19 protein-coding genes are annotated in these 24,009 nt (G+C 68.3%); 10 read left to right on the plus strand and 9 right to left on the minus strand.

Going from position 1 to position 24,009, the window contains the following annotated elements; all coding sequences use genetic code 11:
* Positions 1-44: 44 nt before the first annotated feature.
* From mnmG to hemE, 7 genes are all read right to left on the minus strand, one after another.
* Positions 45-1,901: a tRNA uridine-5-carboxymethylaminomethyl(34) synthesis enzyme MnmG gene (mnmG, locus tag LC068_RS09870; protein WP_226636763.1), complete on the minus strand. Its 1,857-nt coding sequence runs from the start codon at positions 1,899-1,901 to the stop codon at positions 45-47.
* 64 nt (positions 1,902-1,965) lie between these two features.
* Positions 1,966-3,285, minus strand: coding sequence for a tRNA uridine-5-carboxymethylaminomethyl(34) synthesis GTPase MnmE (gene mnmE, locus LC068_RS09875; RefSeq protein ID WP_226636765.1), 1,320 nt, complete (start codon positions 3,283-3,285; stop codon positions 1,966-1,968).
* A 7-nt stretch (positions 3,286-3,292) separates the two neighbouring features.
* Complete coding sequence (locus LC068_RS09880; protein ID WP_209118735.1) at positions 3,293-3,517, minus strand: DUF6489 family protein; 225 nt, start codon at positions 3,515-3,517, stop codon at positions 3,293-3,295.
* Positions 3,518-3,629: 112 nt separating this feature from the next.
* A complete protein-coding gene (gene rho, locus LC068_RS09885; protein WP_226636768.1) occupies positions 3,630-5,030 on the minus strand; it encodes a transcription termination factor Rho in 1,401 nt (466 codons plus the stop codon).
* Positions 5,031-5,265: 235 nt separating this feature from the next.
* Complete coding sequence (locus LC068_RS09890; protein WP_226636770.1) at positions 5,266-5,736, minus strand: CopD family protein; 471 nt, start codon at positions 5,734-5,736, stop codon at positions 5,266-5,268.
* Positions 5,733-6,794, minus strand: a complete 1,062-nt coding sequence (gene hemH, locus LC068_RS09895; RefSeq protein ID WP_226636773.1) for a ferrochelatase — start codon at positions 6,792-6,794, stop codon at positions 5,733-5,735. The genes LC068_RS09890 and hemH overlap by 4 nt, the downstream gene beginning before the upstream one ends.
* Positions 6,794-7,828, minus strand: a complete 1,035-nt coding sequence (gene hemE / locus LC068_RS09900; RefSeq protein WP_226636775.1) for a uroporphyrinogen decarboxylase — start codon at positions 7,826-7,828, stop codon at positions 6,794-6,796. Before hemE ends, hemH begins: the two co-directional genes overlap by 1 nt.
* A gap of 551 nt (positions 7,829-8,379) precedes the next feature.
* Here hemE and LC068_RS09905 point away from each other — a divergent pair.
* From LC068_RS09905 to dnaQ, 5 genes are read left to right on the plus strand one after another with little or no spacing between them, the layout of a single operon-like run.
* Complete coding sequence (locus LC068_RS09905) at positions 8,380-9,258, plus strand: pyruvate, water dikinase regulatory protein (protein ID WP_226636776.1); 879 nt, start codon at positions 8,380-8,382, stop codon at positions 9,256-9,258.
* Positions 9,255-9,863, plus strand: coding sequence for a Maf family protein (locus LC068_RS09910; RefSeq protein WP_226636777.1), 609 nt, complete (start codon positions 9,255-9,257; stop codon positions 9,861-9,863). Before LC068_RS09905 ends, LC068_RS09910 begins: the two co-directional genes overlap by 4 nt.
* A complete protein-coding gene (locus LC068_RS09915) occupies positions 9,860-10,678 on the plus strand; it encodes a shikimate dehydrogenase family protein (RefSeq protein WP_226636778.1) in 819 nt (272 codons plus the stop codon). Before LC068_RS09910 ends, LC068_RS09915 begins: the two co-directional genes overlap by 4 nt.
* The gene (gene coaE, locus LC068_RS09920) at positions 10,675-11,277 is read left to right on the plus strand and encodes a dephospho-CoA kinase (protein ID WP_226636779.1); all 603 of its coding nucleotides are present in this window, start codon (positions 10,675-10,677) and stop codon (positions 11,275-11,277) included. Before LC068_RS09915 ends, coaE begins: the two co-directional genes overlap by 4 nt.
* A 30-nt stretch (positions 11,278-11,307) precedes the next feature.
* Positions 11,308-11,997: a DNA polymerase III subunit epsilon gene (gene dnaQ / locus LC068_RS09925; RefSeq protein ID WP_226636780.1), complete on the plus strand. Its 690-nt coding sequence runs from the start codon at positions 11,308-11,310 to the stop codon at positions 11,995-11,997.
* Between the two features lie 16 nt (positions 11,998-12,013).
* Here the strand turns inward: dnaQ and secB are convergent, their stop codons facing one another.
* A complete protein-coding gene (gene secB, locus LC068_RS09930; protein WP_226636781.1) occupies positions 12,014-12,544 on the minus strand; it encodes a protein-export chaperone SecB in 531 nt (176 codons plus the stop codon).
* Between the two features lie 188 nt (positions 12,545-12,732).
* Here secB and timA point away from each other — a divergent pair, with 188 nt between their 5' ends.
* Together timA and LC068_RS09940 are read left to right on the plus strand one after the other, a co-directional pair.
* Complete coding sequence (gene timA, locus LC068_RS09935) at positions 12,733-13,374, plus strand: TIM44-related membrane protein TimA (protein ID WP_226636784.1); 642 nt, start codon at positions 12,733-12,735, stop codon at positions 13,372-13,374.
* Positions 13,371-14,492, plus strand: a complete 1,122-nt coding sequence (locus LC068_RS09940; protein ID WP_226636787.1) for an MltA domain-containing protein — start codon at positions 13,371-13,373, stop codon at positions 14,490-14,492. Before timA ends, LC068_RS09940 begins: the two co-directional genes overlap by 4 nt.
* Positions 14,493-14,931: 439 nt before the next feature.
* Here the strand turns inward: LC068_RS09940 and LC068_RS09945 are convergent, their stop codons facing one another.
* Positions 14,932-16,506, minus strand: coding sequence for a helicase HerA-like domain-containing protein (locus tag LC068_RS09945; RefSeq protein WP_226636789.1), 1,575 nt, complete (start codon positions 16,504-16,506; stop codon positions 14,932-14,934).
* Positions 16,507-16,587: 81 nt separating this feature from the next.
* On the opposite strand from LC068_RS09945, the gene LC068_RS09950 reads away from it, so the two are divergent.
* From LC068_RS09950 to LC068_RS09960, 3 genes are all read left to right on the plus strand, one after another.
* Entirely contained in the window at positions 16,588-17,727 is a 1,140-nt protein-coding gene (locus LC068_RS09950) for an AI-2E family transporter (protein ID WP_226636791.1), read from the plus strand.
* A 295-nt stretch (positions 17,728-18,022) separates the two neighbouring features.
* Complete coding sequence (locus LC068_RS09955) at positions 18,023-18,868, plus strand: outer membrane protein (RefSeq protein ID WP_226636794.1); 846 nt, start codon at positions 18,023-18,025, stop codon at positions 18,866-18,868.
* A gap of 197 nt (positions 18,869-19,065) precedes the next feature.
* A complete protein-coding gene (locus LC068_RS09960) occupies positions 19,066-23,985 on the plus strand; it encodes an NAD-glutamate dehydrogenase (RefSeq protein WP_226636796.1) in 4,920 nt (1,639 codons plus the stop codon).
* The last annotated feature ends 24 nt before the right edge of the window (positions 23,986-24,009 follow it).

The raw sequence follows: 24,009 nt of genomic DNA on the forward strand, positions 1-24,009 counted from the left end.
TGCGGCCCCGGTGCGGGCCTGGAACGCCTCGGCCGTACTGACGGTCACGCGGCCACCCGGCCTTTTTTCACATGAGCGAGCAGGGCTGTCAGCGCACCGGGCGTCATGCCTTCGATGCGCGAAGCCTGACCGAGGGTCAGGGGGCGGATGCGGGCCAGCTTCTCGCGCACCTCGGACGACAGTCCGCCAAGGGCGGCATAATCCAGATCGGCGGGCAGGCTGAGCCCTTCCTCGCGCTGCAGGGCCTGGGCGTCGGCGGACTGCCGATCCAGATAGCCGGCATAGGTGGCTTCGATGGCCAGCTGCTCGCGGACGGCCGGGCTCCAGTCGTCGAGCCCCGGATGGACCGCCCGGAACTGGTCGAGGGTGACGCCCGGATAGGCCAGCAGGTCCCGCACGGACCGGCGCTGCCCGTCGGCATTGACCCGTATGCCGAGCTTGTTCGCCTCACCCGGCGTGAAGCGCGTCTGGTTTGCCCAGGTCAGGGCCTCGTCAAGCTGGTGTCGCTTGGCCTCGTGGACCCGGCGCCGCTCGGCTCCGGCCAGTCCCAGCTCAATGGCCAGAGGCGTCAGGCGACGGTCGGCATTGTCGGCCCGCAGGCTGAGGCGATATTCGGCCCGGCTGGTGAACATGCGGTAGGGCTCGGTCACACCGCGTGTGACCAGGTCGTCGATCATCACCCCGATATAGGCCTGGTCGCGGCGCAGGACGACGGCGTCTTGACCCGAGGCCGCGCGGGCGGCGTTCAGACCGGCCATCAGGCCCTGGGCCGCCGCCTCCTCATAGCCGGTCGTACCGTTGATCTGTCCGGCCAGATAGAGGCCCGGCCGTGCCTTGACCTCCAGCGTGGGCAGCAACTCGCGCGGATCGACATAGTCATATTCGATCGCATAGCCGTAGCGCATGACCTCGACCGCCTCGAGCCCCGGGATGGTGCGCAGGAAAGCGTCCTGCGTCGTGTCCGAGACCGAGGTCGAGATGCCGTTCGGATAGACGGTCGGATCGTCCAGACCCTCGGGTTCGAGGAAGATCTGGTGGCTGGTCTTGTCCGCGAACCGGACGACCTTGTCCTCGATGGACGGGCAATAGCGCGGCCCCCGGCCGGACAGGTGACCGCCATAGACAGCGCTCTCGCCCAGATTCTCGGCGATGATCCGGTGGGTCTCTTCGGTCGTATGGGTGATGCCGCAGGCGATCTGGGGCACGGTGATCCGGTCGGTCAGGAAGCTGAAGGGCACGGGCTCGGCGTCAGCCTGCTGCATCTCCAGCTGGTCCCAGGCGATGGTACGGCCGTCCAGACGCGCGGGGGTGCCGGTCTTCAGTCGACCGAGGGCCAGACCGGCGGCGTGCAGATCTGCGGCCAGCCCCGTCGAGGGCGCCTCGCCATGACGGCCGGCGGGGATGCGCTGATCCCCCCGGTGGATGACGCCGTTGAGGAAGGTGCCGGTCGTCAGGACCACGGCCGCGGCGCCGAGCGTCTCGCCCGCCTCAGTCTCGATACCGATCACGCGGTTGCCGTCCATGAGCAGGCGATGCGCCGTGCCGGCCATCCGTTCGAGATTGGGCGTGGCGGCGAGTTCGGCCTGCATGGCCTCGCGATAGAGACGGCGATCGATCTGCGAGCGGGGACCCTGAACCGCGGCGCCCTTTGACCGGTTCAGCATGCGGAACTGGATGCCGGAGACATCAGCGAGCCGGCCCATGATGCCGTCCAGGGCGTCGATCTCGCGGACAAGATGGCCCTTGCCGAGGCCACCGATGGCCGGGTTGCAGCTCATCTCGCCGATGGTGTCGAGCCGCTGGGTCAGAAGCAGGGTCCGGGCGCCCGCGCGCGCGGACGCCGCCGCGGCTTCGCAGCCCGCGTGCCCTCCCCCGATGACGATGACGTCAAAACGCTTCATGGGCTGCCACATAGGCCAAAACCGGTCGTTTCGCCACCACGGGCCCGGATTGTTTCACGTGAAACTATTTGCCGATGCAGAAGGTGGAGAAGACTTCGCCAAGGACATCTTCGACCCCAATCTGCCCCGTGATGCGGGCGAGGGCATCGGCGGCGCGCCGGAGATCTTCCCCGGCGAGTTCGGGCGCAGAGGACAGGCGCCCCTGCGCCGCCTGCACCGAGCCCAGCACGTCCTGAAGCCGCCGGCGGTGTCGGGCCCGCGTCAGGGCCGGAAAATCGCCGCCGCTCAGGTCACTGGCCAGACGCTCGGCCAGCCAGCTATCAAGCCGATCCATGCCCTTCCCATCCGTGGGCGAGACGACAAGCGACTGTACGTCCGCCCCGCCTTTCGGCCAGTTGGTGCGGCCGAGATCGGCCTTGGTGCACACCCGGAGGTCGCCGGGCCGCACCAGTCCGAGAGCGGGCCCGTCGACGGGGTCGCCGGGCGCGACCACCCAGAGACGCAGGTCGGCCTCCTCGGCCCGGACCCGGGCACGACGGACACCTTCAGCCTCGACCGGGTCGTCGCTCTCGCGAAGCCCCGCCGTATCCGACAGGGTCACCGCATAGCCCCCGAGGGTCAGGGTCGCATCCAGCACATCGCGCGTGGTGCCGGCGATCGGCGTCACGATTGCGGCTTCCCGTGAAACGAGGGCGTTGAACAGGGACGACTTGCCGGCATTGGTCTCGCCGATCAGGACGATGCGATACCCGTCGCGGATCCGTTCGCCGCGCTGACCATCGGCCAAGGCCGCCTCCAGATCGGCTTCGAGCGAGGAGAGCACCGGCGCTGCCCTCTGGGCGAGGGCATCGGGGACATCCTCGTCGGGAAAGTCGATTTCGGCCTCGACGAGGGCCAGAGCCGTCAGCAGGTCCCGCCGGAAGCCCCCATAGACCTCGGCCAGCGCCCCGCCGAGCTGACCGAGCGCCTGCGCTGTCTGTTCGGTCGTTTCGGCATCGATCAGGTCGGCGACGGCCTCGGCCTGCGTCAGGTCCAGCTTGCCATTCTCGAAGGCCCGGCGCGTAAACTCTCCCGGTTCGGCCGGCCGGACGCCCAAGGCAGCAAGAGCGTCGCTGACGCCTTCGACGACCGCCCGTCCTCCGTGGAGATGGAGTTCGACGCAGTCCTCACCGGTGTAGCTGTTCGGCGCCTTGAACCGCAGCACAAGCGCCTGGTCCAGCTTCCGGCCCTCGTGTCGAAGATCCCGCACCACGGCCTTGCGCGCCGGGGGACAGCCCGCCCCCAAGTCGGCGAGCACGCGGTCACAGTCTGGCCCGGACAGGCGGATGACAGCGACCGCGCCCCGACCCGGCGGCGTCGCCAGAGCAAAGACGGTGTCCGTCACCGCACGCTCACTTGGTCGCGGCTTCCATCATGCGACGGAACTGCTCCTGGGCCTGAAGGCCGAAGCCGGTCCAGGTCTTCATCAGCTCTTCCGGCTGCATGGCCGCCATATTGTCCGACATGCGCTTTTGCATCTCGGAGACCATGGCCTCGTTCAGCGGCGTCACATCGGGCAGTCCCATGAAGGCGCGCGCCTCGGCGGGGGTGCAGTCGATCTCGATATTGACCTTCATGATGTCTCCTTTGTCCTACCGCTCGGTTCGCGGAACCTCGCTGCTTGAGGACGTTTCACGTGAAACACGGCCTCAAGTAGCCTCGCGCCGCGTGCGAGGCGATAGGGCCAGATTAGGTGTTCATCGACTGGAAGAAGTCCGAGTTGTTCTTGGACTGGCGCAGCTTGTCGAGCAGGAATTCGATCGCGTCCTGCGGGCCCATCGGATTGAGAATGCGGCGCAGGACATAGGTCTTGGCCAGCTGATCCTTCGGCGTGATGAGGTCTTCCTTGCGGGTGCCGGACTTGAGCACATCGATGGCCGGGAAGATGCGCTTGTCAGCGACCTTGCGGTCCAGAACGATTTCCGAGTTACCGGTGCCCTTGAACTCTTCGAAGATCACCTCGTCCATCCGGCTGCCGGTGTCGATCAGGGCGGTGGCGATGATGGTCAGCGAGCCCCCCTGCTCCACATTCCGGGCGGCACCAAAGAAGCGCTTGGGCCGTTGCAGGGCGTTGGCGTCCACACCGCCGGTCAGCACCTTGCCCGACGACGGGACGGTCGCATTGTAGGCGCGGCCCAGACGGGTGATCGAGTCGAGCAGGATCACGACATCCTTCTTGTGCTCGACCAGGCGCTTGGCCTTTTCGATCACCATTTCGGCCACGGCCACGTGGCGGCTGGCGGGTTCGTCGAAGGTCGAGGCGACGACCTCGCCCTTCACTGTCCGCTGCATGTCGGTCACTTCTTCCGGCCGCTCATCGATCAGCAGCACGATCAGGAAGACCTCGGGGTGGTTGGCCTCGATCGACTTGGCGATGTTCTGCAGCATGACCGTCTTGCCGACGCGCGGCGGGGCCACGATCAGGCAACGCTGGCCCTTGCCGAGCGGGGCGACGATGTCGATCACGCGGCCCGAGCGATCCTTCAGCGTCGGATCCTGGATTTCCATGTGAAGCCGCTCTTCCGGATAGAGCGGCGTCAGGTTGTCGAACAGGACCTTGGTCTTGACCGTCTCCGGGTCTTCCAGATTGATCGTGTCGACCTTGAGCAGGGCGAAATAGCGCTCACCCTCCCGGGGACCGCGGACGGCGCCGTGGATGGTGTCCCCCGACCGCAGGCCAAAACGGCGGATCTGCGAGGGCGAGACATAGATGTCGTCGGGACCGGGCAGGTAGTTGGCATCCGAGCTGCGCAGGAAGCCGAAACCGTCGGGCAGGATTTCGAGCACCCCGTCGGCAATGATCTCGACCTCTTCCTCGGCCAGGGCCTTTAGGATGGCGAACAGCAGGTCCTGTTTGCGCAGGTTGGAGGCGTTCTCGACCTCGAGCTGTTCGGCGAAGGCGACCAGATCGGCCGGCGTCTTCTCGTTCAGCTCGGCGAGGGTGATGCGACCCGAGGGGACGATCGACTCGCCGTCGTCCTCATCCTCGTCGGACGCATCGACGTCGGTGGCCGGCGTATCGGCATGCGCGTCCTCTGCGGGCAGGACGTCAGTCGCGGGCGATTCAGGGGTCTCGGGGGTGTCGCTCATGGGAACTCACACAGGCGCTGCCTCCTGCAGGACCACCCCGCAGAAGAAAAACACCAATAATTTCAAGGCCTTAAGGCCGTCAGGAAGGCTCCGCCATCTGCAGGGTCGCTCTCGCGAAGGGGATTGGGCAAATGGGGAGAAGAGAAGGGCACCGCCCGGGGGGCGGCTCGGGACCACGGAAACCACGCCACCCGCTCCGGGTCAAGCCCGGGCCAAGCTCCAGGGGGTGGGGCGCCTAGCGCGTCCCCCACTCCAGCGTCACGGACAGCACCATGACGATGGCGATGACGAAGGGCACCTCATTGGTCATCCGCCAGAAGCGCCCGGTGCGGACGGAGGTGCCGGCCTGGATGCGGCGGAACTCGGCCGACAGATAGCCGTGCCAGCCACTGAGCGCGAAGACGCCCGCGATCTTGGCCAGCATCCACGGCTGATGCGCGAAGCTCCAGTCCGCGCCCTCACCGCTGCGCAGCCAGAACAGCCAGAGGCCAAAGGCCCAAGCTGCGATCATGGCCGGGTTGAGGATGATCTTCAGCAACCGCCTCTGCCAGACCCGCAGCAGGCCCCGCATCTCGGACCGGAGCGGCTCGGGCTTGTCCGCCTGTTCGGCGTCATAGGCATAGAGCCGAGGCAGAAAGAGCAGGCCGGCCATCCAGGCGATCACCGCAAGGATGTGCAGACCCCTGGCCAGATCATAGGCGTTCATGCGGCAGCTCCCTCGACCGACCGCCCGCGGCAGGGACAGGCCTTCCAGTCCGACTGACACCCCGGGCCATAGGGCGCCGTACCCGTGCGACCCAGAGCCTCGATCACACCTTCGGCCAGCCCCGAGATGAAGGCCGGGGCGACGCTGACGGTCGGCACCCGGATATAGGGCTGGATGCCGGCCTCATGGGCCAGTTCGGCATATTCGATGTCCAGCTCGACCAGGGTCTCGATGTGCTCCGAGACAAAGGCAATCGGGACGAGGACAACGCCGACGCCGTCCTTCGCGGCCTGTTCCAGCGCCTCGGGCGTCGACGGGCCCAGCCACTTCATGGGCCCGACACGGCTCTGGTAGCACAGGGCCCAATCGCCGAGGCCCAGACGCTCGGCGATGGCGCGACAGCCGGCCTCGACCTGTTCGGCATAGGGGTCGCCCTTTTTCGTAACGAGCGACTCGGGGATGCCGTGGGCCGAGAACAGCACCCGGACGGGGGCCTCCCCCGCCTTCTCCAGCCCCTCGCGGATCAGATCGGACTGGGCCGCGACCCAGCCGCCGGCCTGCGGATAGCAGCAGATGGTGCGGCTGACACCGGGGCCGCGATAGGTCTCGTGCCACAGCTTCAGCGACGAGGCCGTGGTGGTCGTGGAAAACTGCGGATAGAGCGGCAGAAGTACGATCTCGTCGGGGGCAAAGGCCTCGACCTCGGCCGCCACCTCGGCGGTCATCGGATGCCAGTAGCGCATGCAGATGAAGGCGCGGATGTCGTCGACCGGCAGGCGGTCGGCCAGCGCGCCTTCCAGAGCCCCCGACTGGGCCCGCGTTCCCGGCAACAGGGGCGAACCGCCGCCCATAAAGGCATAGTTGGCTTGGGCGCTCTTTTCGCGGCGGCTGGAGATCAGGCGGGCGAGGGCCGTCCGGAACAGGCCCGGCAGGCCGATGATCGCCGGATCATTGAACAGGTTGAACAGGAAGGGCCTGACCGAGTCCGGTCGGTCCGGTCCCCCCAGATTGAACAAGACGACGGCGATGCGCCGCCCCTGACCCGTCGCCGACCCCATCACTGCGCCCCGATCCGCTTCAGCACCTGCTCCACATGGGCGATCGGCACATCCGGCAGGATCCCGTGGCCCAGGTTGAAGATCCAGGGCCCCTGCCCCCAGGCCTCCATCAGCTGGTCCACCCGTCGGTCCAGGGCCGGACCGCCGGCGCGCAGCAGCAAGGGATCCAGCGCCCCCTGGATCGGCTTGATCGCCTGCACCCGGCGACCGACCTCAAGCGGGCAGGCCGTATCGAGGGCGACCGCCTGAACATCGCATTGCCGCGCATACTGCTCGGCGAGGGCAGCCGAGCCCCTCGGAAAGCCGATCAGGGGCACGGTCACGCCCAGTTCCCGCACCCGCGCGACCAGCTTCTGATGCGGCGCGAGCACCAGGGTCTCGAACAGGTCATCCGGCAGCCCCTCGGCCCAGCTCTCGAAGATCTTGAGCACCTGGGCGCCGGCATCGGCCTGCATCTTCAGATAGTGGGCCGTCGACTCCACCAATATGTCCAGAACGGCCGAAACCGTCTCCGGGTCCCGATAGTAGAAGCTGCGGGCCTGGGCGCGCTCGCCCTTGCCGATCGAGCGGCTTTCGCCGTCGAGCATATAGGTGGCGACCGTCCAGGGCGCGCCGGCAAAGCCGATCAGGGTCCGCTCGGGGTCCAGGGCGGACCGCACGCGCGACAGGGTCTCGCCGACCGACGACAGGGCCTCGCCTGCGCCTTCGGCCAGGTCGCGCATGGCGGCCGGATCCGGCAGGGCGCCCAACCGCGGCCCCTCGCCCGCCTCGAACCAGACCTTCTGGCCCAGGGCACGCGGGATCAACAGGATGTCGGCAAAGACAATGGCCGCATCGAACCCGAAGCGCCGCATGGGCTGAAGTGTGGCCTCGGCGGCCTTCTCCGGATCGAGACAGAATTCGATGAAGCCGGGCGTCGTGGCTCTCAGCTCACGATACTCGGGCAGGTATCGACCCGCCTGTCGCATGAACCAGACCGGAGGGCGGTCGGTGACCTCGCCCCTCAGGGCCTTCAGCAAGCGCGTATCCGTCATGGAGCGGCTTTAGGCCGGGAAGCGCCGGACCTCAAGCGGACGAAATGCCCCGCTTCTCTTCTCTTCTTCTCATTCAGGAATCCTGAAAGTGAAGATAGCAGGTAGGGCCGGGGACGACGGGGATAGTTCGGGCGCGAAAGCCCCGCCAGGCGGGCCTTCCCACAGGCGACGGCGCGGGGTGAGGGGGCCCTGTGCAGGCCCTGTAGAAACCGGGGATAATCCTTAACCAATCCTTAACAGGCGGGCGTTCGGCGAGGGACCCGTGCCGGGGACCGTCTGTGCCCGGATTAAGATCTCATTAACCTTTCCCCAGAGGAGTTTGGCGCGTCCGCCGACCGGGGGACATCCGGCCGGGAATCCGGTCCGGTCCTGCACACCCGTCCCCTGTCCTCCGGGCCAAGCCGCAGGCGATGCCCGTTTGCTCCCGGCCTCGACCGGTTGTTCCCCTCTGCGGTGCAGGACTCCATCCACAGAAATCCCGGATTCGCTCCGCAGGAGACTTTCCGGCCGAACAGGTTTGACGCTCGCCCCGCTTCGGACGATGACAGGCCATGACCCCGACGCGCTCAGGCTCCGGCCGGCTGGCCACCTATTTCCACGTCCACCTGGTCTCGGATTCGACCGGCGAGACCCTCAATGCCATGGCCAAGGCGGTCACAGCCCGCTTCGACGGCGTGATCCCGATCGAGCACATCTATGCCCTGGTGCGCTCGCCCAAGCAGATGGAACGGGTGCTGGAGGAGGTCTCGGCCAAGCCTGGCGTGGTCCTGCACACCCTGGTCGACAAGGGGCTGCGCCTCCAGCTCGAGGAAGGCTGTCGGGCACTGGACATGCCGCAGATCGGCGCGCTGGATCCGCTGGTCGGGGCCCTGTCCCACTATCTGGGCGCGGCCCTGTCGACCCGGGTGGGGGCCCAGCACGCCCTCGACACCGACTATTTCAACCGCATCGGCGCCCTCGACTTTGCCATGGCCCATGACGACGGTCAGGGCACGACCGAGCAGCTGGAAGCCGCCGATGTCGTCCTGTGCGGCGTCAGCCGGACGTCCAAGACGCCGACCTGCATCTATCTGGCGCACCGCGGCATCCGCGCCGCCAATGTGCCCCTCGTCCCCGGCCAGGAAGACGGCGAACGCCTGACCCGGCTGAAAGGCCCGCTGGTGGTGGGGCTGACCGTCTCTCCGGACCGGCTGGTGCAGATCCGCCGCAACCGGCTGGACGGCCTGAATGCGGGGCGCAGTTCGTCCTACATCGACCATGACGCCGTGCGCGACGAGACGATCAAGGCGCGTCGGGCCTTTGAGCGCCGGGGCTGGCCGGTCATCGATGTGACCCGTCGCTCGGTCGAGGAAACCGCGGCCGCCATCGTCAATCTTCTGAGCGAGCGCCGCTCGGGCAAGGCGGGCCTGACCCCGGGGATGCCGGGATGAGCGGTGGATTCCAGCGCCAGCCCCTTATCCTCGCCTCGGCCAGCGCCGCCCGGCGTGCCCTGATGGCCGGCGTCGGCCTGTCGGTCGAGCTTCATCCCGCCGACCTCGACGAAGAAGCGATCCGGCAGGCCCACGCCGATCTGTCGCCGGCCCGACAGGCTGTACAGCTGGCCAAGGCCAAGGCCCGGGCGGTCAGCCAGGCCCATCCCGGCGTGCTGGTGCTGGGCGGCGACCAGATCCTGGAGGACGACGGGACCGTGGTGTCGAAGGCTGACGATCTGGCTGCGGTCGCTGACCGCCTGCGCGGCTTCCGGGGGCGGACCCACCATTTGCATTCCGGCGCCGCCCTGGCCCTGGACGGGCAGATCGTCTGGAGCGCCGTCGACACGGCAGCGCTTACGGTGCGCGACTTCTCGGACGCCTGGCTGGAGACCTATCTGGCGGCCGAAGGCCCGGCACTGACCTCAGTCGTCGGGGGCTATCGCCTCGAGGGGCCGGGTGCCCAGCTGTTCCGCCGGATCGAGGGCGACTATTTCACCATTCTCGGTCTGCCCCTGTGGGCCGTGCTGGACGCCCTGCGCGATCAGGGCGTGATCGACCGATGACGATCCGGGCCGGAGTGGCCGGCTGGCCGATCGCCCATTCGCTCAGCCCGGTGATCCACGGCGCCTGGCTGGAGGCGGCGGGACTCGACGCCACCTATGAACGCCATGGACCGCAGGACGAGGACGCCTTTCGCGCGCTGGTCGGGCGCATCCGGGCGGGAGAACTCATCGGGCTGAACGTCACCGCCCCCTGGAAGGAGGTCGCCCTCTCGCTCGCCGACGCGGACAGTGAGACGGCACGGGCCTGTGGATCGGCCAATCTGCTGTGGCTGGACGACGGGGTGCTCCGGGCCGACAGCACGGACGGCCAGGGTTTGATGGCGGCCCTTCGAGAGCAGGCGCCCGGACTGGACGCCGCCGGCAAGGTCGCTGTGGTGCTGGGCGCCGGAGGGGCTTCGCGCGCGGCGGTCCACGCCTTGGGACAGGCCTTTGCCGAGGTCCGCATCGTCAACCGCACCGCCGACCGGGCCGTCCAGCTGGTGGCCGATCTCCAGCCGCACACCCCGGCAGCCCTGACCCATAAAGATCTCGACGAGGCGCTGGAGGGCGCGGTCCTGGTGGTAAATGCCCTGAGCGTGGCGCCCCGGATCGATGTCACGGCCCTCGGTCCGGAGACCGTGCTGATGGACATGACCTATCGGCCCCTGAGAACGACCCTTCTGGCGGAGGGGGCCGCCCGGGGCCATGCGACCGTCGACGGGCTGGCCATGCTTATCGGGCAGGCGCGGCCCTCGTTCGAGACCCTGTTCGGACGGCCGGTACCGGATGTCGACGTCCGGGCCGCGGCGCTGGCGGCTCTGGAGGCGACCGGATGATCGTGCTGGTACTGACCGGGTCGATCGGCATGGGCAAGAGCACCACGGCGCGCCTGTTCGCCGAGGCCGGGGCGGCTGTCTGGGACGCCGATGCCGCGGTCCATGCCCTCTATGCACCGGGGGGCGCCGCGGTCGGGCCGGTCGAGGCCGCCTTTCCCGGCACGACGGTCGACGGGGCGGTCGACCGGACCCGGCTGGCGGCCAGTCTGCAAGACGATCCCGAAGCCTTTGCGCGGCTGGAGGCGATCGTCCACCCCCTGGTCCGCTCTGACCGCGAAGCCTTCATCGCCCGGGCCGAGGCCGAACGCCGGCCCGTGGTGGTCCTCGACATCCCCCTGTGGTTCGAAACCGGCGCGGACCGCACGGGGGTCACTGCGGTGGTGGTGGCGAGCGCACCGGCAGAGGAACAGCGGCGCCGGGTCCTCGCCCGGCCGGGCATGACCGAAGCGCGCTTCGAACAGATCCTCGCCCGCCAGACGCCCGATGCGGATAAGCGGGCCGGGGCCGATGTGGTCATCGACACCGGTCAGGGCCTGGATCACGCCCGCAAGCAGGTTGAGCTGTTGATGGCCCGCTATACGGCGCCCGCTGCGGATTGAAGCCCGGGCCGAAGCGCGGCATCAAGGGCCATGGCCCGCGAGATTGTTCTGGATACCGAAACCACCGGCTTTGACCCCAAGACGGGCGACCGGATGATTGAGGTCGGCTGTATCGAGATCGACGATCTGCTGCCGACGGGCCGCACCTTTCACCGGCTGATCCATCCCGAGCGCGATATTCCCGCTGGCGCCATCGCCGTGCACGGGATCACCCTCGACAAGCTGCGCGACGCGCCCAAATTCGCCGAGGTGGCGGCCGACCTGCTGGAATTCATCGGCGATGCGCCGGTGATCGCCCACAATGCGGCTTTCGACCGGGCCTTCCTCAATCACGAGCTGGGCCTGTGCGGCAGCGCGATCATCGAGGACGCGCGCTGGATCGACACCCTGCAGATGGCCCAGATGCGTTTTCCGGGCATGGCGAATTCGCTGGATGCGCTGTGCCGACGGTTCAAGATCTCCCTGACGGAGCGCACCCTGCACGGCGCCCTGATCGACGCCCGGCTGCTGTCGGACGTCTATCTGGAGCTGAAGGGCGGCAAGGCCCGGTCTCTGGAACTGGTGTCGGTCACCACCGATACCGGCGGTCAGGACGGGCCCCGGCGTCATGGCGCCCGGCCGCGCCCGCTCAGCCCCCGGCTGACCGAGGCGGAACGCGAGGCGCATGCGGCCTTTGTGGAAGCCCAGCTGGGGGATCAGGCGCTCTGGCTGAGAGCCTGATCCTCCGGGGTCAGGCTCAGGCCTGACCGGGCGTCGCGGCGGCGCCGGCCACCTGGGCCTGGCGCTGGGCGAAGATGGCGGCGAAGTCGATCGGCTCCATCAGGAAGGGCGGATAGAAGCCGCCGTCCGAGGTCGCCTTGGCGATGGTCTCGCGCGCGAACGGGAACAGATAGCGCGGGCACTCGATCAGCAGCAGCGGCTCGATGTCCTTCTCGGCCACATTCATCAGCTGGAACAGGCCGCCGTAGACCAGTTCGACCTGGAATACCGGCTTGTCTTCGCTGGTCGCCTTGACCGACAGCTTGAGGTCGACCTCGAACAGGCCGTCCTGACGGCCCTGGGCATTCATCTCGACACCCAGATCGATGTTCGGGCGGCCCTCGACCTTCAGACTCTCGGGCGCGCGCGGGTTCTCGAACGAGAAGTCGCGGATGTACTGGGCCATGATGCGAAAGCCCGGCAGGGCGGGCTGGCCCGGCTGAACGGGGGTTTCGGTCGTGCCGTTCGAGGTGTCCCCGTTCGGGGCGGGAGGCGTGGAGTCGGTCATGCGCGGGCAGGTCTTCCTGGTCGATGATGTCGCGGGGCGCCGGGGCGGCCCGAAGGCGGGGCGACTAGCATGACGGGGGCGGGGCGGCAATGTCGCGCACCCCGGGTGCCGCCTTGCATGGGGACCCGGCAATCCCTAATCCTCAGGGCCCAGCGCCGCGTTTCGGCGCCGCCAGACCCGGACCCGACGTGAATCCTCAATTCCAGATCATCCTGTTTGCCGTGATCGCGGCCGTGGTGCTGTTCCAGCTCTATAATGTGCTGGGCAAGAAGGTCGGCCGTCAGCCGGAAGAGGATGCCCGCGCCCAGCCCGGCGGCGCGGCCGGCAAGGAGGGCGCCGAGGGCGGGCCGGCCACGACCGCCAACGGCACACCGCTGGACGCAACGACGCTCGCGGCCATCGCTGGTCTGAAGGCCCGCGACCCCGGGTTCGACCCGCACCGCTTCCTCGATGGCGCGCGACAGGCCCACGAGACCATCGTCCGCGGCTATGCCGAGGGCGACCGCGAGGCGCTGAAACCCCTGCTGACGCCGGTGGTCATGGCCTCGTTCGAGGCCGGCATGGCCGAGCGCGAGACACGCGGCGTTCAGGAGAAGGTGGAGTTTCCCCATCCGCCGCGCGCCGATCTGGAACTGGCCACGGCCCAGGGCGACCGGGCCATCGCCAAGGTGCGGTTCCTGTCGGAGCTGAAACAGACGATCGAGGACGGCAAGGGCGAGGAGCCCCGCATCGAGGAACGCCGCACGGCCGAGGTCTGGACCTTTGAGCGCCCGCTGAACGCCAGCGACCCCAACTGGGTGCTGTCGCGGGTGGAACCGGCCAGCGCATGATCGGGACGGCCTTGGGGCGGATGCGGGTCATCGCCCTGATCGGGGCGCTGGGCGCCCTGTCCGCCTGTGCCTCCACGCCCGGTCCCTCACAGCCGACAGAGCCTGTCACGCCGCCGCCGGTGGTGACGCCCGGCCCGGTGACCCCCCCGCCCGTTCCGGCCTCCGCCGTATCGCTGTCGCAGCTGCCCGGCTGGGGTGACGAAGATCACCTGACGGCCCTCACCGCCTATGCCACAGGCTGTTCCGCCGACCGCGCGGCGGGCAGCCAGGCCGTCTGCGCGCAGGCCCGGTCCATGGTCGCGGGCCGCCCCAGCCCCAGCGACGCTCGCGCCTTCCTCGAAGCGCATTTTCTGGCCGTTGAGGTCGCGGCCCCCGAGCCGTCCCGCGCCCTGCTGACCAGCTATTTCGCGCCGGAGTATGAGGCCCGTCGCCAGCCGGATGCCGATCATGATGCGCCCGTTCTGGCCCGGCCGGCGGGCTGGCAGCGCGGCGACCGTCTGGCTGACCGGGCCACCATCGAGGCCAACGCTTCAGCCTACGAGATCCTGGGCTGGATGCGGGCCGAGGACCTGTTCTTCCTGCAGATCCAGGGCTCTGGCTATCTGACCTTTGCCGACGGCAGCCGCGTCCGCGCCGCCTATGCGGCCGACAACGGCCATCCCTTCGTCGGCATCGCCCGGCCGATGGCCGAACAGGGCCTGCTGCCCGCCAATGGCACCTCGGGCGACGCCATCCGGGGCTGGCTGGCTGCCCACCGGGGCCCGGAAGCCCGGGCCGTCATGGCGCTCAACCCCCGCTACATCTTCTTCCGCCTCGACCCCGACGACGGTGGCCATCCGGCGGGGGCGGCCGGTATTCCCCTGCCCGCCCGACGCGCCATCGCCGTGGACCCGGCCTTCTGGACCTATGGCGAGCCTGTCTGGATCGAGGCCGATGGCGGCAACCTGCGGGGTGCCCGCGCCAGCTATCGCGGACTGGTCATGGCGCTCGATACCGGCTCGGCCATCCGCGGCCCGGTCCGCGCCGACCTCTATGTGGGCCGGGGGGACGCGGCCGGCGCTGAAGCCGGGGCGGTCCGGCACCCTCTCAGGATGTGGCGGCTGGTGCCGCGACCCTAGGTGTGCCTCAGGGCCCGCCTGAACGCTTCCGGCTGGCGCAGAGCCAGTCCGAACCGTCGACCATCGATTAGTTCGACGATCACAGCCGGGTTCCGGATCCAGCGCCGTTCATAGACCTTGTGAATGCCCCTCAGAGGGGTCCGGAACTCCATACCGGCCGACCACGGCGGAACGAAGAGATTGGCCGGGAAGTCCAGGCACACAATGAGTTCTTCCTCTGTGACGGCCACAAGCAGGACCCGCCTGGCGCCCCCTATCCGCCCCAGGAAATGGCGGTCATCCCAACCCGAGCCGGCCCGCTGTGCGTAGACCGCGTCTCGCGGCAATCGGGGAAAGATCGGCTTTCGGCGCGCCTTTCGAAGGACAATGGAGACCGCCATCCACCCTCCGAACCAGACAAGGGGCCAAGCGGCCAGCCAGTAGGTCGGCGGCTCCTCAATCACCGCCGCCGCATTCCGCCGAGGACGCCACGCAGGATTTCGCGGGTGAGGGTTGAGCCGGCGGTGCGCAGGACGGATTTGGTCGCGGCCTCCAGCGGCGTTTCGCGGGTCGAGCGCCGGGCCGGGGCACGGGCGCGGGCGCGGCGATCCGCCTCCCGCTCCAGTCGGGCCTGTTCCTTTTCGCGGGCGACCCGGGCCTTTTCGGCCTCCTTCGCTGCCAGCGCATCGGCCTTTGCCTTCTCGGCTGCGGCTTTTGCCTCGGCTTCGGCCTGATCCGCCTCGGCATGGCGCGCGGTCAGGATTTCATGGGCCGACTCCCGATCGACCGGAGTGTCATAGACGCCGCGCACCGGGCTTGTGGCCATGATGGCGGCGCGCTCGGCGTCGGTCGCGGGGCCCAGCCGGCTGTCTGGCGGACGGATCTTCGTGCGGGCCACCATCGAGGGAGCGCCCTTTTCATCAAGGGTCGAGACCACGGCCTCGCCGACGCCCAGCGCCGGAATGGCCTCGGCCGTATCGAACGCCGGATTGGGCCGGAAGCTGTCGGACGTCGCCCTCAGCCCCTTCTGTTCCGAGGGGGTGTAGGCCCTGAGCGCATGCTGAATGCGGTTGCCCAGCTGACCCAGCACACTGTCGGGGATGTCGGCCGGGTTCTGGGTGACGAAATAGACGCCGACCCCCTTGGACCGGATCAGGCGCACCACCTGTTCGACCTTGTCGACCAGGGCTTTCGGCGTGTCGTCGAACAGCAGGTGGGCCTCGTCGAAGAAGAACACCAGCCGGGGTTTGTCCGGGTCGCCAATCTCGGGCAGCTGCTCGAACAGCTCTGACAGCAGCCACAACAGAAAGGCGGCATACAGTTTCGGGCTGTTCATCAGCCGGGTGGCGTCCAGCACATTGACCTGACCCCGGCCGTCCAGACCCGTGCGCACCAGATCCTCGAGCCGGAGCGCGGGTTCGCCGAAGAAGGCCTTGCCGCCCTCCTGTTCCAGCTGCAGCAGGGCGCGCTGGATGGCGGCGATCGAGGCGGGCGCCACATGGCCGACCTCGCGTCCGATCCGTTCGGCATTCTCGCCCACATGGACCAGCAGGGCCCGCAGGTCGTCGAGATCCAGCAGCAGCAGCCCTTCGGTGTCGGCGACGTGGAAGACGACCGACAGGACCCCTTCCTGCACCTCGTTCAGGCCCAGCATGCGCGCCATCAGGACCGGCCCGATCTCGCTGACGGTGGTGCGGACCGGATGACCCCTTTCGCCGTACAGGTCCCAGAAGACGGTGGGCGCGGCGCGCGGCGTCAGGGTCAGCTGCATGCCCTCGGCGCGGGCGACGAGCTTTTCATTGGGCGTGCCGGCGACGGCGATGCCGGACAGGTCCCCCTTCACATCGGCGCAAAACACCGGGACGCCGGCGTCGGAGAAGCCCTGGGCCAGGATCTGGAGGGTGACGGTCTTTCCGGTGCCGGTCGCGCCGGCCACCACGCCGTGGCGATTGGCCCGGTCGAACCGCAGATAGCGGGGATGGCTGTCGCCATCGTCCTCCGTCCAGCCCAGAAACAGTCCGTTCGTGTCGCTCATGCCTGACCCCGCCAATGTCCGTCACAAGACATAGACCAGACCGCGATTGACGGGAACGCCGGGAACCCGGACAACCGCCTCATGAAGACCGCCATGGCTGTGCCGACCTCGACCGTTTCGCGCAATGCGCTGGTGCTGCTGGCCGCGGTCGCGGGGGGCGCGGCGCTCTACTGGCTGCGGGATATTCTGACGCCGCTGGCCATGGCCATCTTCCTGCTGATCATGATCGACGGCATCAAGCGGTTCGTGGCCGACAATACGGTGCTGAGCGACCGGATGGCCGGCGTGGCGGCCCTCGTGCTCGTGGTCCTGGGCTTCTTTGCCTCGATCGCCATCATCGTAAACGGGGCGACGGGCTTCTTCGGTGAGGCCTCGGGCGTCTCGACCCGCATCGGTCCCCGCATCGATCAGGTCATCCACGACCTTGCTGCCCTGTTCGGCGTCGACAGCCCGCCGACGGCCATGGATCTGATCGGCGACATCGACCTTCGCAGCTATGTCGCCGACGTCGCCCTGCAGGTCCAGAACGTCGCCAGCGGCGCCTTTTTCGTGCTGGTCTATCTGGGCTTCCTGATTGCGGCCCAGGCGGGCTTCCAGCGCAAGATCGTCGGCATGTTCCCGGTTCGGGAAACGCGGCAGGAGGCCCGGGCCGTCTTCCAGCGCATTCGATCGGGCGTCGAGGGGTATCTGTGGGTGCAAGCCGTCACGGGCATCATGATCTGTGCCGTGGCCTGGGTGCTGATGCGCGCCGTCGGCCTGCAGAATGCCGAGTTCTGGACCTTCGTCATCTTCGTGGTCGGCTTCATCCCGATCCTCGGCGGGGCGGTGGCCGGTCTGGCACCCCCGTTGTTCGCCCTGGTGCAGTTCCCGACCTACTGGCCGGCGCTGATCCTGCTGATCGGTCTGCAGGCCGTCCTGTTCATCGTCGGCAACTGGATCCAGCCACGCATGCAGGGCGACAACCAGAACATCGACCCGGTGGTGGTGCTGCTGTCGCTGGCCCTGTGGGGCAAGCTGTGGGGGGTGATCGGCATGTTCCTGTCGACCCCACTGGCCGTGCTGGCCATGGCCATCCTGGCCGAGTTCAAGGGCAGCCGCTGGATCGCCATCCTGATGTCGGGCGACGGCGAGCCCTATCCGGACGACGACGAGAGCAGCGGGCGGCGTCCTTCCCCCCGCGTCAACGCGCCGCACTCGGACGCGTCCAAATCGTCAGACTGACCGCTTGAAGGACGGGGGGCGGGTGACCACCTGTCGTTCACCGCCGCGGCCCCCTCCCCCTCCCCCAAGGCTGCGGCGATTGCGGACGACCCCTCCCCCTCCCGGGCTCGTCCAGACAGAGGCCGCCGGGCGAAAGCCCGGCGGCCTTAGTCGTTGTGCGTCCTTCTTGCCACAGTGCGCCCCGCAGAGGCGCGGGTCGGGAACGACCGGCAGAGGGCGCCGTTGTCTGGCCCGGAGGGGTAATCGGAACAGAGCCCGGGTGGAGACGCCCGGCAAATCAAGAGGATTGAACGGGATGAAGACTTCCCTCTACACCGGGATCGCCCTGGCCACCGTTATGGCCGCCGGCCTCGCCACCCCCGCCCTGGCCCAATCCACCTCCGACTGGAGCGGCCCCTACATCGGCGTCTACGGCGGCTACCTGGAAGGTCAGGATGACGCGAACGAAAGCCTGGTTTTCGACCGCGATTTCGATGGTGAATTTGACGACACCGTCGTGCTGAACGGCACCACCAACAGCGCCTTCAGCCCGGGCTCCTGCCCTGACACCGCCAATGGTTCGACCCCGGGCGCCCGCTGCACCAAGGACGACGGCGGCGTCGAAGGCGGCGTGCGCCTCGGATACGACATGCAGTTCGGCAACTGGGTTGTCGGCGCCGTCGGCGAAGTTTCGGCCGTCGACGCCAAGGACAGCGTGACCTCGTTCAGCACCACGCCGGCCTCCTACACCATGGTGCGCGATCTGGAGCACACCGCCGCCCTGCGGGCCCGCATCGGCTATGCGGCCGGTCCGGTCCTGTTCTACGGCACGGGCGGCGTGGCCTATGGCAAGGTGAACAACCGGTTCCAGACCACCAATGGTGCCAACAGCTTCACCGAGCAGACCAATGAGGACGACGCCGACGGCTACCAGTACGGCGCCGGCATGGAATGGAAGCTGGCCCCCAATCTGACGCTGGTGGGGGAATATCTCTACACCAGCCTCGAGGCCGGGGACTATGTGGTGCGTGCGGGACCAGGCACGGCCGGCCCGACCAACCCCTTTATCCTGCCGCCGAACACGGCCGGGACCGACATCGCCCGCAGCAACGGTGATTTCGACTACCACGGCTTCCGTCTGGGCATGAACGTCCGCTTCTAGGACCTGCCTGGTCGATGACCGACAGGGGGCCGGACCGGTGAAAGCCGGTCCGGCCCCTTCTGTTTCAACGCTGTTTCATCTCTCTGGTGACGCGGCGGGCGAGGGGATGGTCACAGGGCTTTCCCTTTGTCGCGCGCCGATCTAGTCATCAGGGTCACACCGGCGGTGAAGAGCCGCGCCGAAGAGACCCCATCCGCATGTCCCGCGACGTCGCATCCCCGTCTTCCTCCTCCGCTAACGCCTCGCTGGAGGTCCTGTGCGCAGGGTTCGAAAAGGCCACGGGGGAGACAGTCGACGCCCTTGTGAAGGCCTTTCTGGCCGAGGCGCTGGAAGACTACGATGCCGACGAGACTCCCGACATCGACCTTGAGGATCTGGGCGCCCTTCTGGCCGAGGCCTGGACGACGGCTGCCGAGCGCAAGGCCGGCGAGCCCGCCCGCATCCAGGTCGGCCCCCTGCATGGCGCGGGTGGCCGGACCACGGGCTTTGATCGCATCCTGATCGTTCAGGACGACCGCCCCTTCCTGGTCGACAGCGTCATGGGCGAACTGGCCGAGACCGGCGTCTCGGTGCGCGCCATGTTCCACCCGATCGCCGACGTCACCCGGGACGGCGACGGCCACCGCAAGGCCGGCGACGGCCAGACGCGGGAATCCGTCATCATCGTCGTCATGGACCCCCTGCCGCAGGAGCGCCGCGACAGTCTGGGCGAGGGCCTGTCCACCACCCTGACCGACGTGGCGGCGGCGACCGCGGACCACAAGGCCATGCGCGCCCTCATGGCCCGCTCGGTCGCCCATCTGGAAGCCCATCCCGCCGGGGTCGACCCGGCCGTGGTGGCCGAGACAGTGGCCTTCCTCAACTGGCTGAATGACGACCATTTCGTCTTCCTCGGCGCCCGCGACTATGACTATCCGCGCTCGGCGGACGGCGGCTATGAGGCCGAAGCGCCCCTGTCGCAGTCGGGCGAGGGTCTGGGCGTCCTGCGCGATCCCGAGCGCACCGTGTTGCGCCGCGCCAATGAGCCGGCGGTCCTGACCCGCCAGATGAAGCGCCAGCTCGACCTGTCGGATCCGGTCACCGTGGCCAAGGCCAATGCCCGGTCCCGCGTCCACCGCCGCGCCTATATGGACTATATCGGCGTCAAGCGGTTCGGCCCCGACGGGCGGCCCTCGGGCGAGACCCGCTTCGTCGGCCTGTTCACGGCCGAGGCCTATGACCGTGTCGCCTCCCAGGTGCCGCTGATCCGTCGCAAGGTTGAGCGGGCGCTGGAACGGGCCGGCAAGGCCGGCAGCGGCCACAGCCACAAGCGGCTGAAGAACATCCTCGAGAATTATCCGCGCGACGAGCTGTTCCAGGTGACCGAGGACGAGCTGCTGTCCATCGCGCTCGGCATCCTGCACCTGTACGACCGGCCCCGCATCCGCCTGTTCACGCGGAACGACCCGTTCGACCGGTTCGTCTCCATCCTCGCCTTCATCCCGCGCGAGCGCTTCCACGCCTCGCTGCGCGAACAGATCGGCCGGATTTTGGCCCGGGCCTGGGGCGGGCGGCTTTCGGCTTGGTATCCGCAGCTGTCCGACGCGCCGCTGGTGCGCATCCACTACATCATCGGGGTCACGCCCGGCGATCACCCGGTGCCCGATGCCCAGGCGCTGGAAGCCGAGGTCACCGAAGCCGGTCGCGGCTGGCCCGAGCGGTTCGAGGCGGCGCTTCGGGCGGCGGGCGTCGACGACGTGGCCGTGGGGCCCCTCAGCACCCGCTGGACCGAGGCCTTCGGCACCGCCTATCGCGACCGCTATTCGGCGGCCGAGGCGGTCATCGACCTGGAACAGTTTGACCAGCTGAACAGCACCGGCGAGCGCGACGGGGGCGAGCCGATCGCGGTGCGCGCCTTCCGCACCGACGAGGACACGCCGCTCCAGTTCCGCTTCAAGCTCTACCACCGCGGCGATGCGGTGCCGCTGTCGGACGTGCTGCCGGTGCTGGCGGACATGGGCCTGAAGACGCTCGAGGAATGGGGCCACACCATTCGTCCGCAGGGCGATGTGCCGATCCACATCCACGAGTTCCTGCTGGAAGACCCGCGCGGCGAAAAGCTCAGCTTTGCCGATGTGAAGGGGCCCTTCGAGGCCGCGGTCTCGGCTGTCTGGTCAGGACACACCGAGAGCGACGGCCTGAACCGTCTGGTCATCGAGCTGGGCATCGGCTGGCGCGAGGCCGCCCTGATCCGCACCCTGTGCCGCTATCGCCAGCAGACCGGCATGGATCCCAGCCAGTCGGTGCAGGAAGAGGCCCTCTACCTCTATCCCGACGTGGCGCGTGGCCTGCTGGACCTGTTCCGGCTGAAATTCGACCCGGATGCCGCCGAAGGGGACGGCCGGTTCGACAAGGTCTCGGAGCTGAACGCCCGCCTCGACCAGCAGCTGCAGGCGGTCAAGAGCCTCGATCACGACCGCGCCCTGCGCCGTCTGACCCATCTGGTGCGCGCCACCATGCGCACCAACTATTACATCCGCGACGATCAGGGCCGGCCGCAGCCGCACATCTCGATCAAGATTGCCTCGCGCGAACTCGACGACCTGCCACTGCCCAAGCCCTATCGGGAAATCTTCGTCTGGGCGCCGCATATCGAGGGTGTCCACCTGCGTTTCGGGCCGGTGGCGCGCGGCGGCCTGCGCTGGTCGGACCGGCGCGAGGATTTCCGCACCGAGGTGCTTGGTTTGGTGAAGGCCCAGCAGGTCAAGAACGCGGTGATCGTGCCCGTGGGGTCGAAGGGCTGCTTCTATCCCAAGAACCTGCCCCAGATCGTGCGCGCCGGCGGCGACCGCGACGCCCAGCAGGCCGAAGCCATTCGTGCCTACAAGACCTTCCTGTCAGGCATGCTCGACATCACCGACAACATCGCCGCCGACGGCTCGGTGGTGACGCCGGATCGCATCGTGCGCTGGGAAGGCGACGATCCCTATCTGGTCGTGGCCGCCGACAAGGGCACAGCCACCTTCTCGGACATCGCCAATGGTGTCTCGGCCGACTACGGCTTCTGGCTGGGTGACGCCTTCGCCTCGGGCGGATCGGTCGGCTATGACCACAAGGCCATGGGCATCACGGCGCGCGGCGCCTGGGAAGCGGTCAAGCGCCACTTCCGCGAGATGGGCCGGGACATCCAGACTGAGCCCTTCACGGCCGTCGGCGTGGGCGACATGTCGGGCGATGTGTTCGGTAACGGCATGCTGCTGTCGAACCAGACGCGCCTGCTGGCCGCCTTCGACCACCGCGACATCTTCCTCGACCCCGATCCCGATCCGGCGACCAGCTGGGCCGAGCGCAAGCGGCTGTTCGACCTGCCCCGTTCGTCCTGGCAGGACTATGACGCCAAAAAGATCTCGAAGGGCGGCGGCGTCTTCTCGCGCGGCGAAAAGTCGATCCCGCTGACACCCGAGGTCCGCGCCATGCTGGACATCGAGGACGAGGCCCTGGATCCGCAGAGCCTGATCCGCGCCATCCTCAAGGCGCCCGCCGAGCTGCTCTATCTCGGGGGCATCGGCACCTATGTGAAGTCGGTCCACGAGACCGACGCCCAGGTGGGTGACAAGACCAATGACCCGCTGCGCGTCAATGCCGAGGACCTGCGGGTCAAGGTGGTGGGCGAAGGCGCCAATCTGGGCCTGACCCAGGCCGCCCGCATCGCCTTTGCCCTCAAGGGCCGCGACGAGGGCGGTGGCCGCATCAATACGGACGCCATCGATAATTCGGCCGGCGTCGATACCTCGGACCATGAGGTCAACATCAAGATCCTCGTGGGTTCGGCCATCCAGTCGGGCGCGCTCAAGCCCGACGACCGCAATCCCCTGCTGGCCGAGATGACCGAAGAGGTCGGCGAAAAGGTTCTGGCGCACAACTATGACCAGACCCTCGCCCTGACCCTCCAGGCCGACGAAGGGGCCGGCGCGCTCGACGCCCAGCAGCGGTTCATGCAGCTGCTGGGCACGCGCGGGCGTCTGGACCGGCGGGTCGAGGGCCTGCCGGACGATGTTCGCCTGTCAGAGATGAAGGCCATTGGTCAGGCCCTGACCCGGCCCGAACTGGCGGTGCTCACCGCCTATTCCAAGATCGAGCTGTTCGACGAGATCGTGGCCTCGACCGCGCCGGACGATCCCTTCTTCCGCGAGACCCTGAGCCGCTATTTCCCCGAGCCGCTCGAGCGCTTTGGCGAGGAAATGCAGTCGCACCGGCTGCGTCGCGAGATCATCGCGACCGTGCTCAGCAACGAGATCGTCAATATGGCGGGGGCGACCTTCCCCGAGCGGCTGAAGCGCAGCGCCGAGGTCGGCGCCGGACCGATGGTGCTGGCCTTTGAAGCCGCCCGTCGCATCTTCCGTCTCGACGAGGCCTGGGACGCCATCTCGGCCCTCGATCTGAAGATTTCGTCCGGGGCCCAGATCGCCCTCTACCGCGAGGTGGCGACCGTCCTGCGCCGCCTGACCTTCTGGCTGGCCAAGCGCGCGGCGCGCCCCGGCATGACCGTCAGTGCGCTGATCGACACCTACCGCCCGCTGGCCGACGCCTTGCGGGCCGAGGAAGGCGAAGTCCTGTCCCGCTTCGAACAGGGACGGCTGGACGACCGCATCCGCAGCTTCGTGGCGCTGGGCGTGGCCGAGGACATGGCCCGCGACATCGCCCTGCTGCGGCCGCAGGTGGCCGTGGCGGATATCGGCGATCTGGCCCAGGAAGCGGGCTGGGACGCGCCGTCGATGGCGCGGCTGTACCACCAGGTCGGGGCGGCCTTTGACCTCGACCGGTTGCGGTTCGCTGCCGGCCAGGTGCCGTCCGTCGACCATTTTGATCGTCTGGCGGTGCGCCGTCTGATCCAGGACTTCATGGCCGAGCAGATGATCCTGACCCGCGCCGTGGCCAAGGCTTCGGATCCCAAGGTCGGCCGCACCGAAGCCACGGCCGAGGCGGCGGTGGATGCCTGGATCGGCCACCGGCTGGAGATCGTCGAGGGCGTGCGTGCCTCGGTTGACGAGATCGAACAGTCGGGTCAGGGCTGGACGTTCGCCAAGCTGACCATTGCCAATGCGACGATCCGCGAGGTGGCCACCTCGGCGGGCTGAGGCCCGCCGTCGGCCGACAGGGGA

The sequence above is a fragment of the Brevundimonas poindexterae genome (assembly GCF_020524625.1).
Classification (GTDB): domain Bacteria; phylum Pseudomonadota; class Alphaproteobacteria; order Caulobacterales; family Caulobacteraceae; genus Brevundimonas; species Brevundimonas poindexterae_A.

What these genes read in the sequence shown, in the direction of transcription:
- LC068_RS09945 (WP_226636789.1), bottom strand. Translation starts at nt 16,506, where the DNA reads ATGAGCGACACGAACGGACTGTTTCTGGGCTGGACGGAGGACGATGGC.
- LC068_RS09955 (WP_226636794.1), top strand. Translation starts at nt 18,023, where the DNA reads ATGAAGACTTCCCTCTACACCGGGATCGCCCTGGCCACCGTTATGGCC.
- LC068_RS09940 (WP_226636787.1), top strand. Translation starts at nt 13,371, where the DNA reads ATGATCGGGACGGCCTTGGGGCGGATGCGGGTCATCGCCCTGATCGGG.
- mnmG (WP_226636763.1), bottom strand. Translation starts at nt 1,901, where the DNA reads ATGAAGCGTTTTGACGTCATCGTCATCGGGGGAGGGCACGCGGGCTGC.
- LC068_RS09950 (WP_226636791.1), top strand. Translation starts at nt 16,588, where the DNA reads ATGAAGACCGCCATGGCTGTGCCGACCTCGACCGTTTCGCGCAATGCG.
- LC068_RS09880 (WP_209118735.1), bottom strand. Translation starts at nt 3,517, where the DNA reads ATGAAGGTCAATATCGAGATCGACTGCACCCCCGCCGAGGCGCGCGCC.
- rho (WP_226636768.1), bottom strand. Translation starts at nt 5,030, where the DNA reads ATGAGCGACACCCCCGAGACCCCTGAATCGCCCGCGACTGACGTCCTG.
- dnaQ (WP_226636780.1), top strand. Translation starts at nt 11,308, where the DNA reads ATGGCCCGCGAGATTGTTCTGGATACCGAAACCACCGGCTTTGACCCC.
- LC068_RS09915 (WP_226636778.1), top strand. Translation starts at nt 9,860, where the DNA reads ATGACGATCCGGGCCGGAGTGGCCGGCTGGCCGATCGCCCATTCGCTC.
- LC068_RS09890 (WP_226636770.1), bottom strand. Translation starts at nt 5,736, where the DNA reads ATGAACGCCTATGATCTGGCCAGGGGTCTGCACATCCTTGCGGTGATC.
- secB (WP_226636781.1), bottom strand. Translation starts at nt 12,544, where the DNA reads ATGACCGACTCCACGCCTCCCGCCCCGAACGGGGACACCTCGAACGGC.
- LC068_RS09960 (WP_226636796.1), top strand. Translation starts at nt 19,066, where the DNA reads ATGTCCCGCGACGTCGCATCCCCGTCTTCCTCCTCCGCTAACGCCTCG.
- LC068_RS09905 (WP_226636776.1), top strand. Translation starts at nt 8,380, where the DNA reads ATGACCCCGACGCGCTCAGGCTCCGGCCGGCTGGCCACCTATTTCCAC.
- hemE (WP_226636775.1), bottom strand. Translation starts at nt 7,828, where the DNA reads ATGACGGATACGCGCTTGCTGAAGGCCCTGAGGGGCGAGGTCACCGAC.
- coaE (WP_226636779.1), top strand. Translation starts at nt 10,675, where the DNA reads ATGATCGTGCTGGTACTGACCGGGTCGATCGGCATGGGCAAGAGCACC.
- LC068_RS09910 (WP_226636777.1), top strand. Translation starts at nt 9,255, where the DNA reads ATGAGCGGTGGATTCCAGCGCCAGCCCCTTATCCTCGCCTCGGCCAGC.
- hemH (WP_226636773.1), bottom strand. Translation starts at nt 6,794, where the DNA reads ATGGGGTCGGCGACGGGTCAGGGGCGGCGCATCGCCGTCGTCTTGTTC.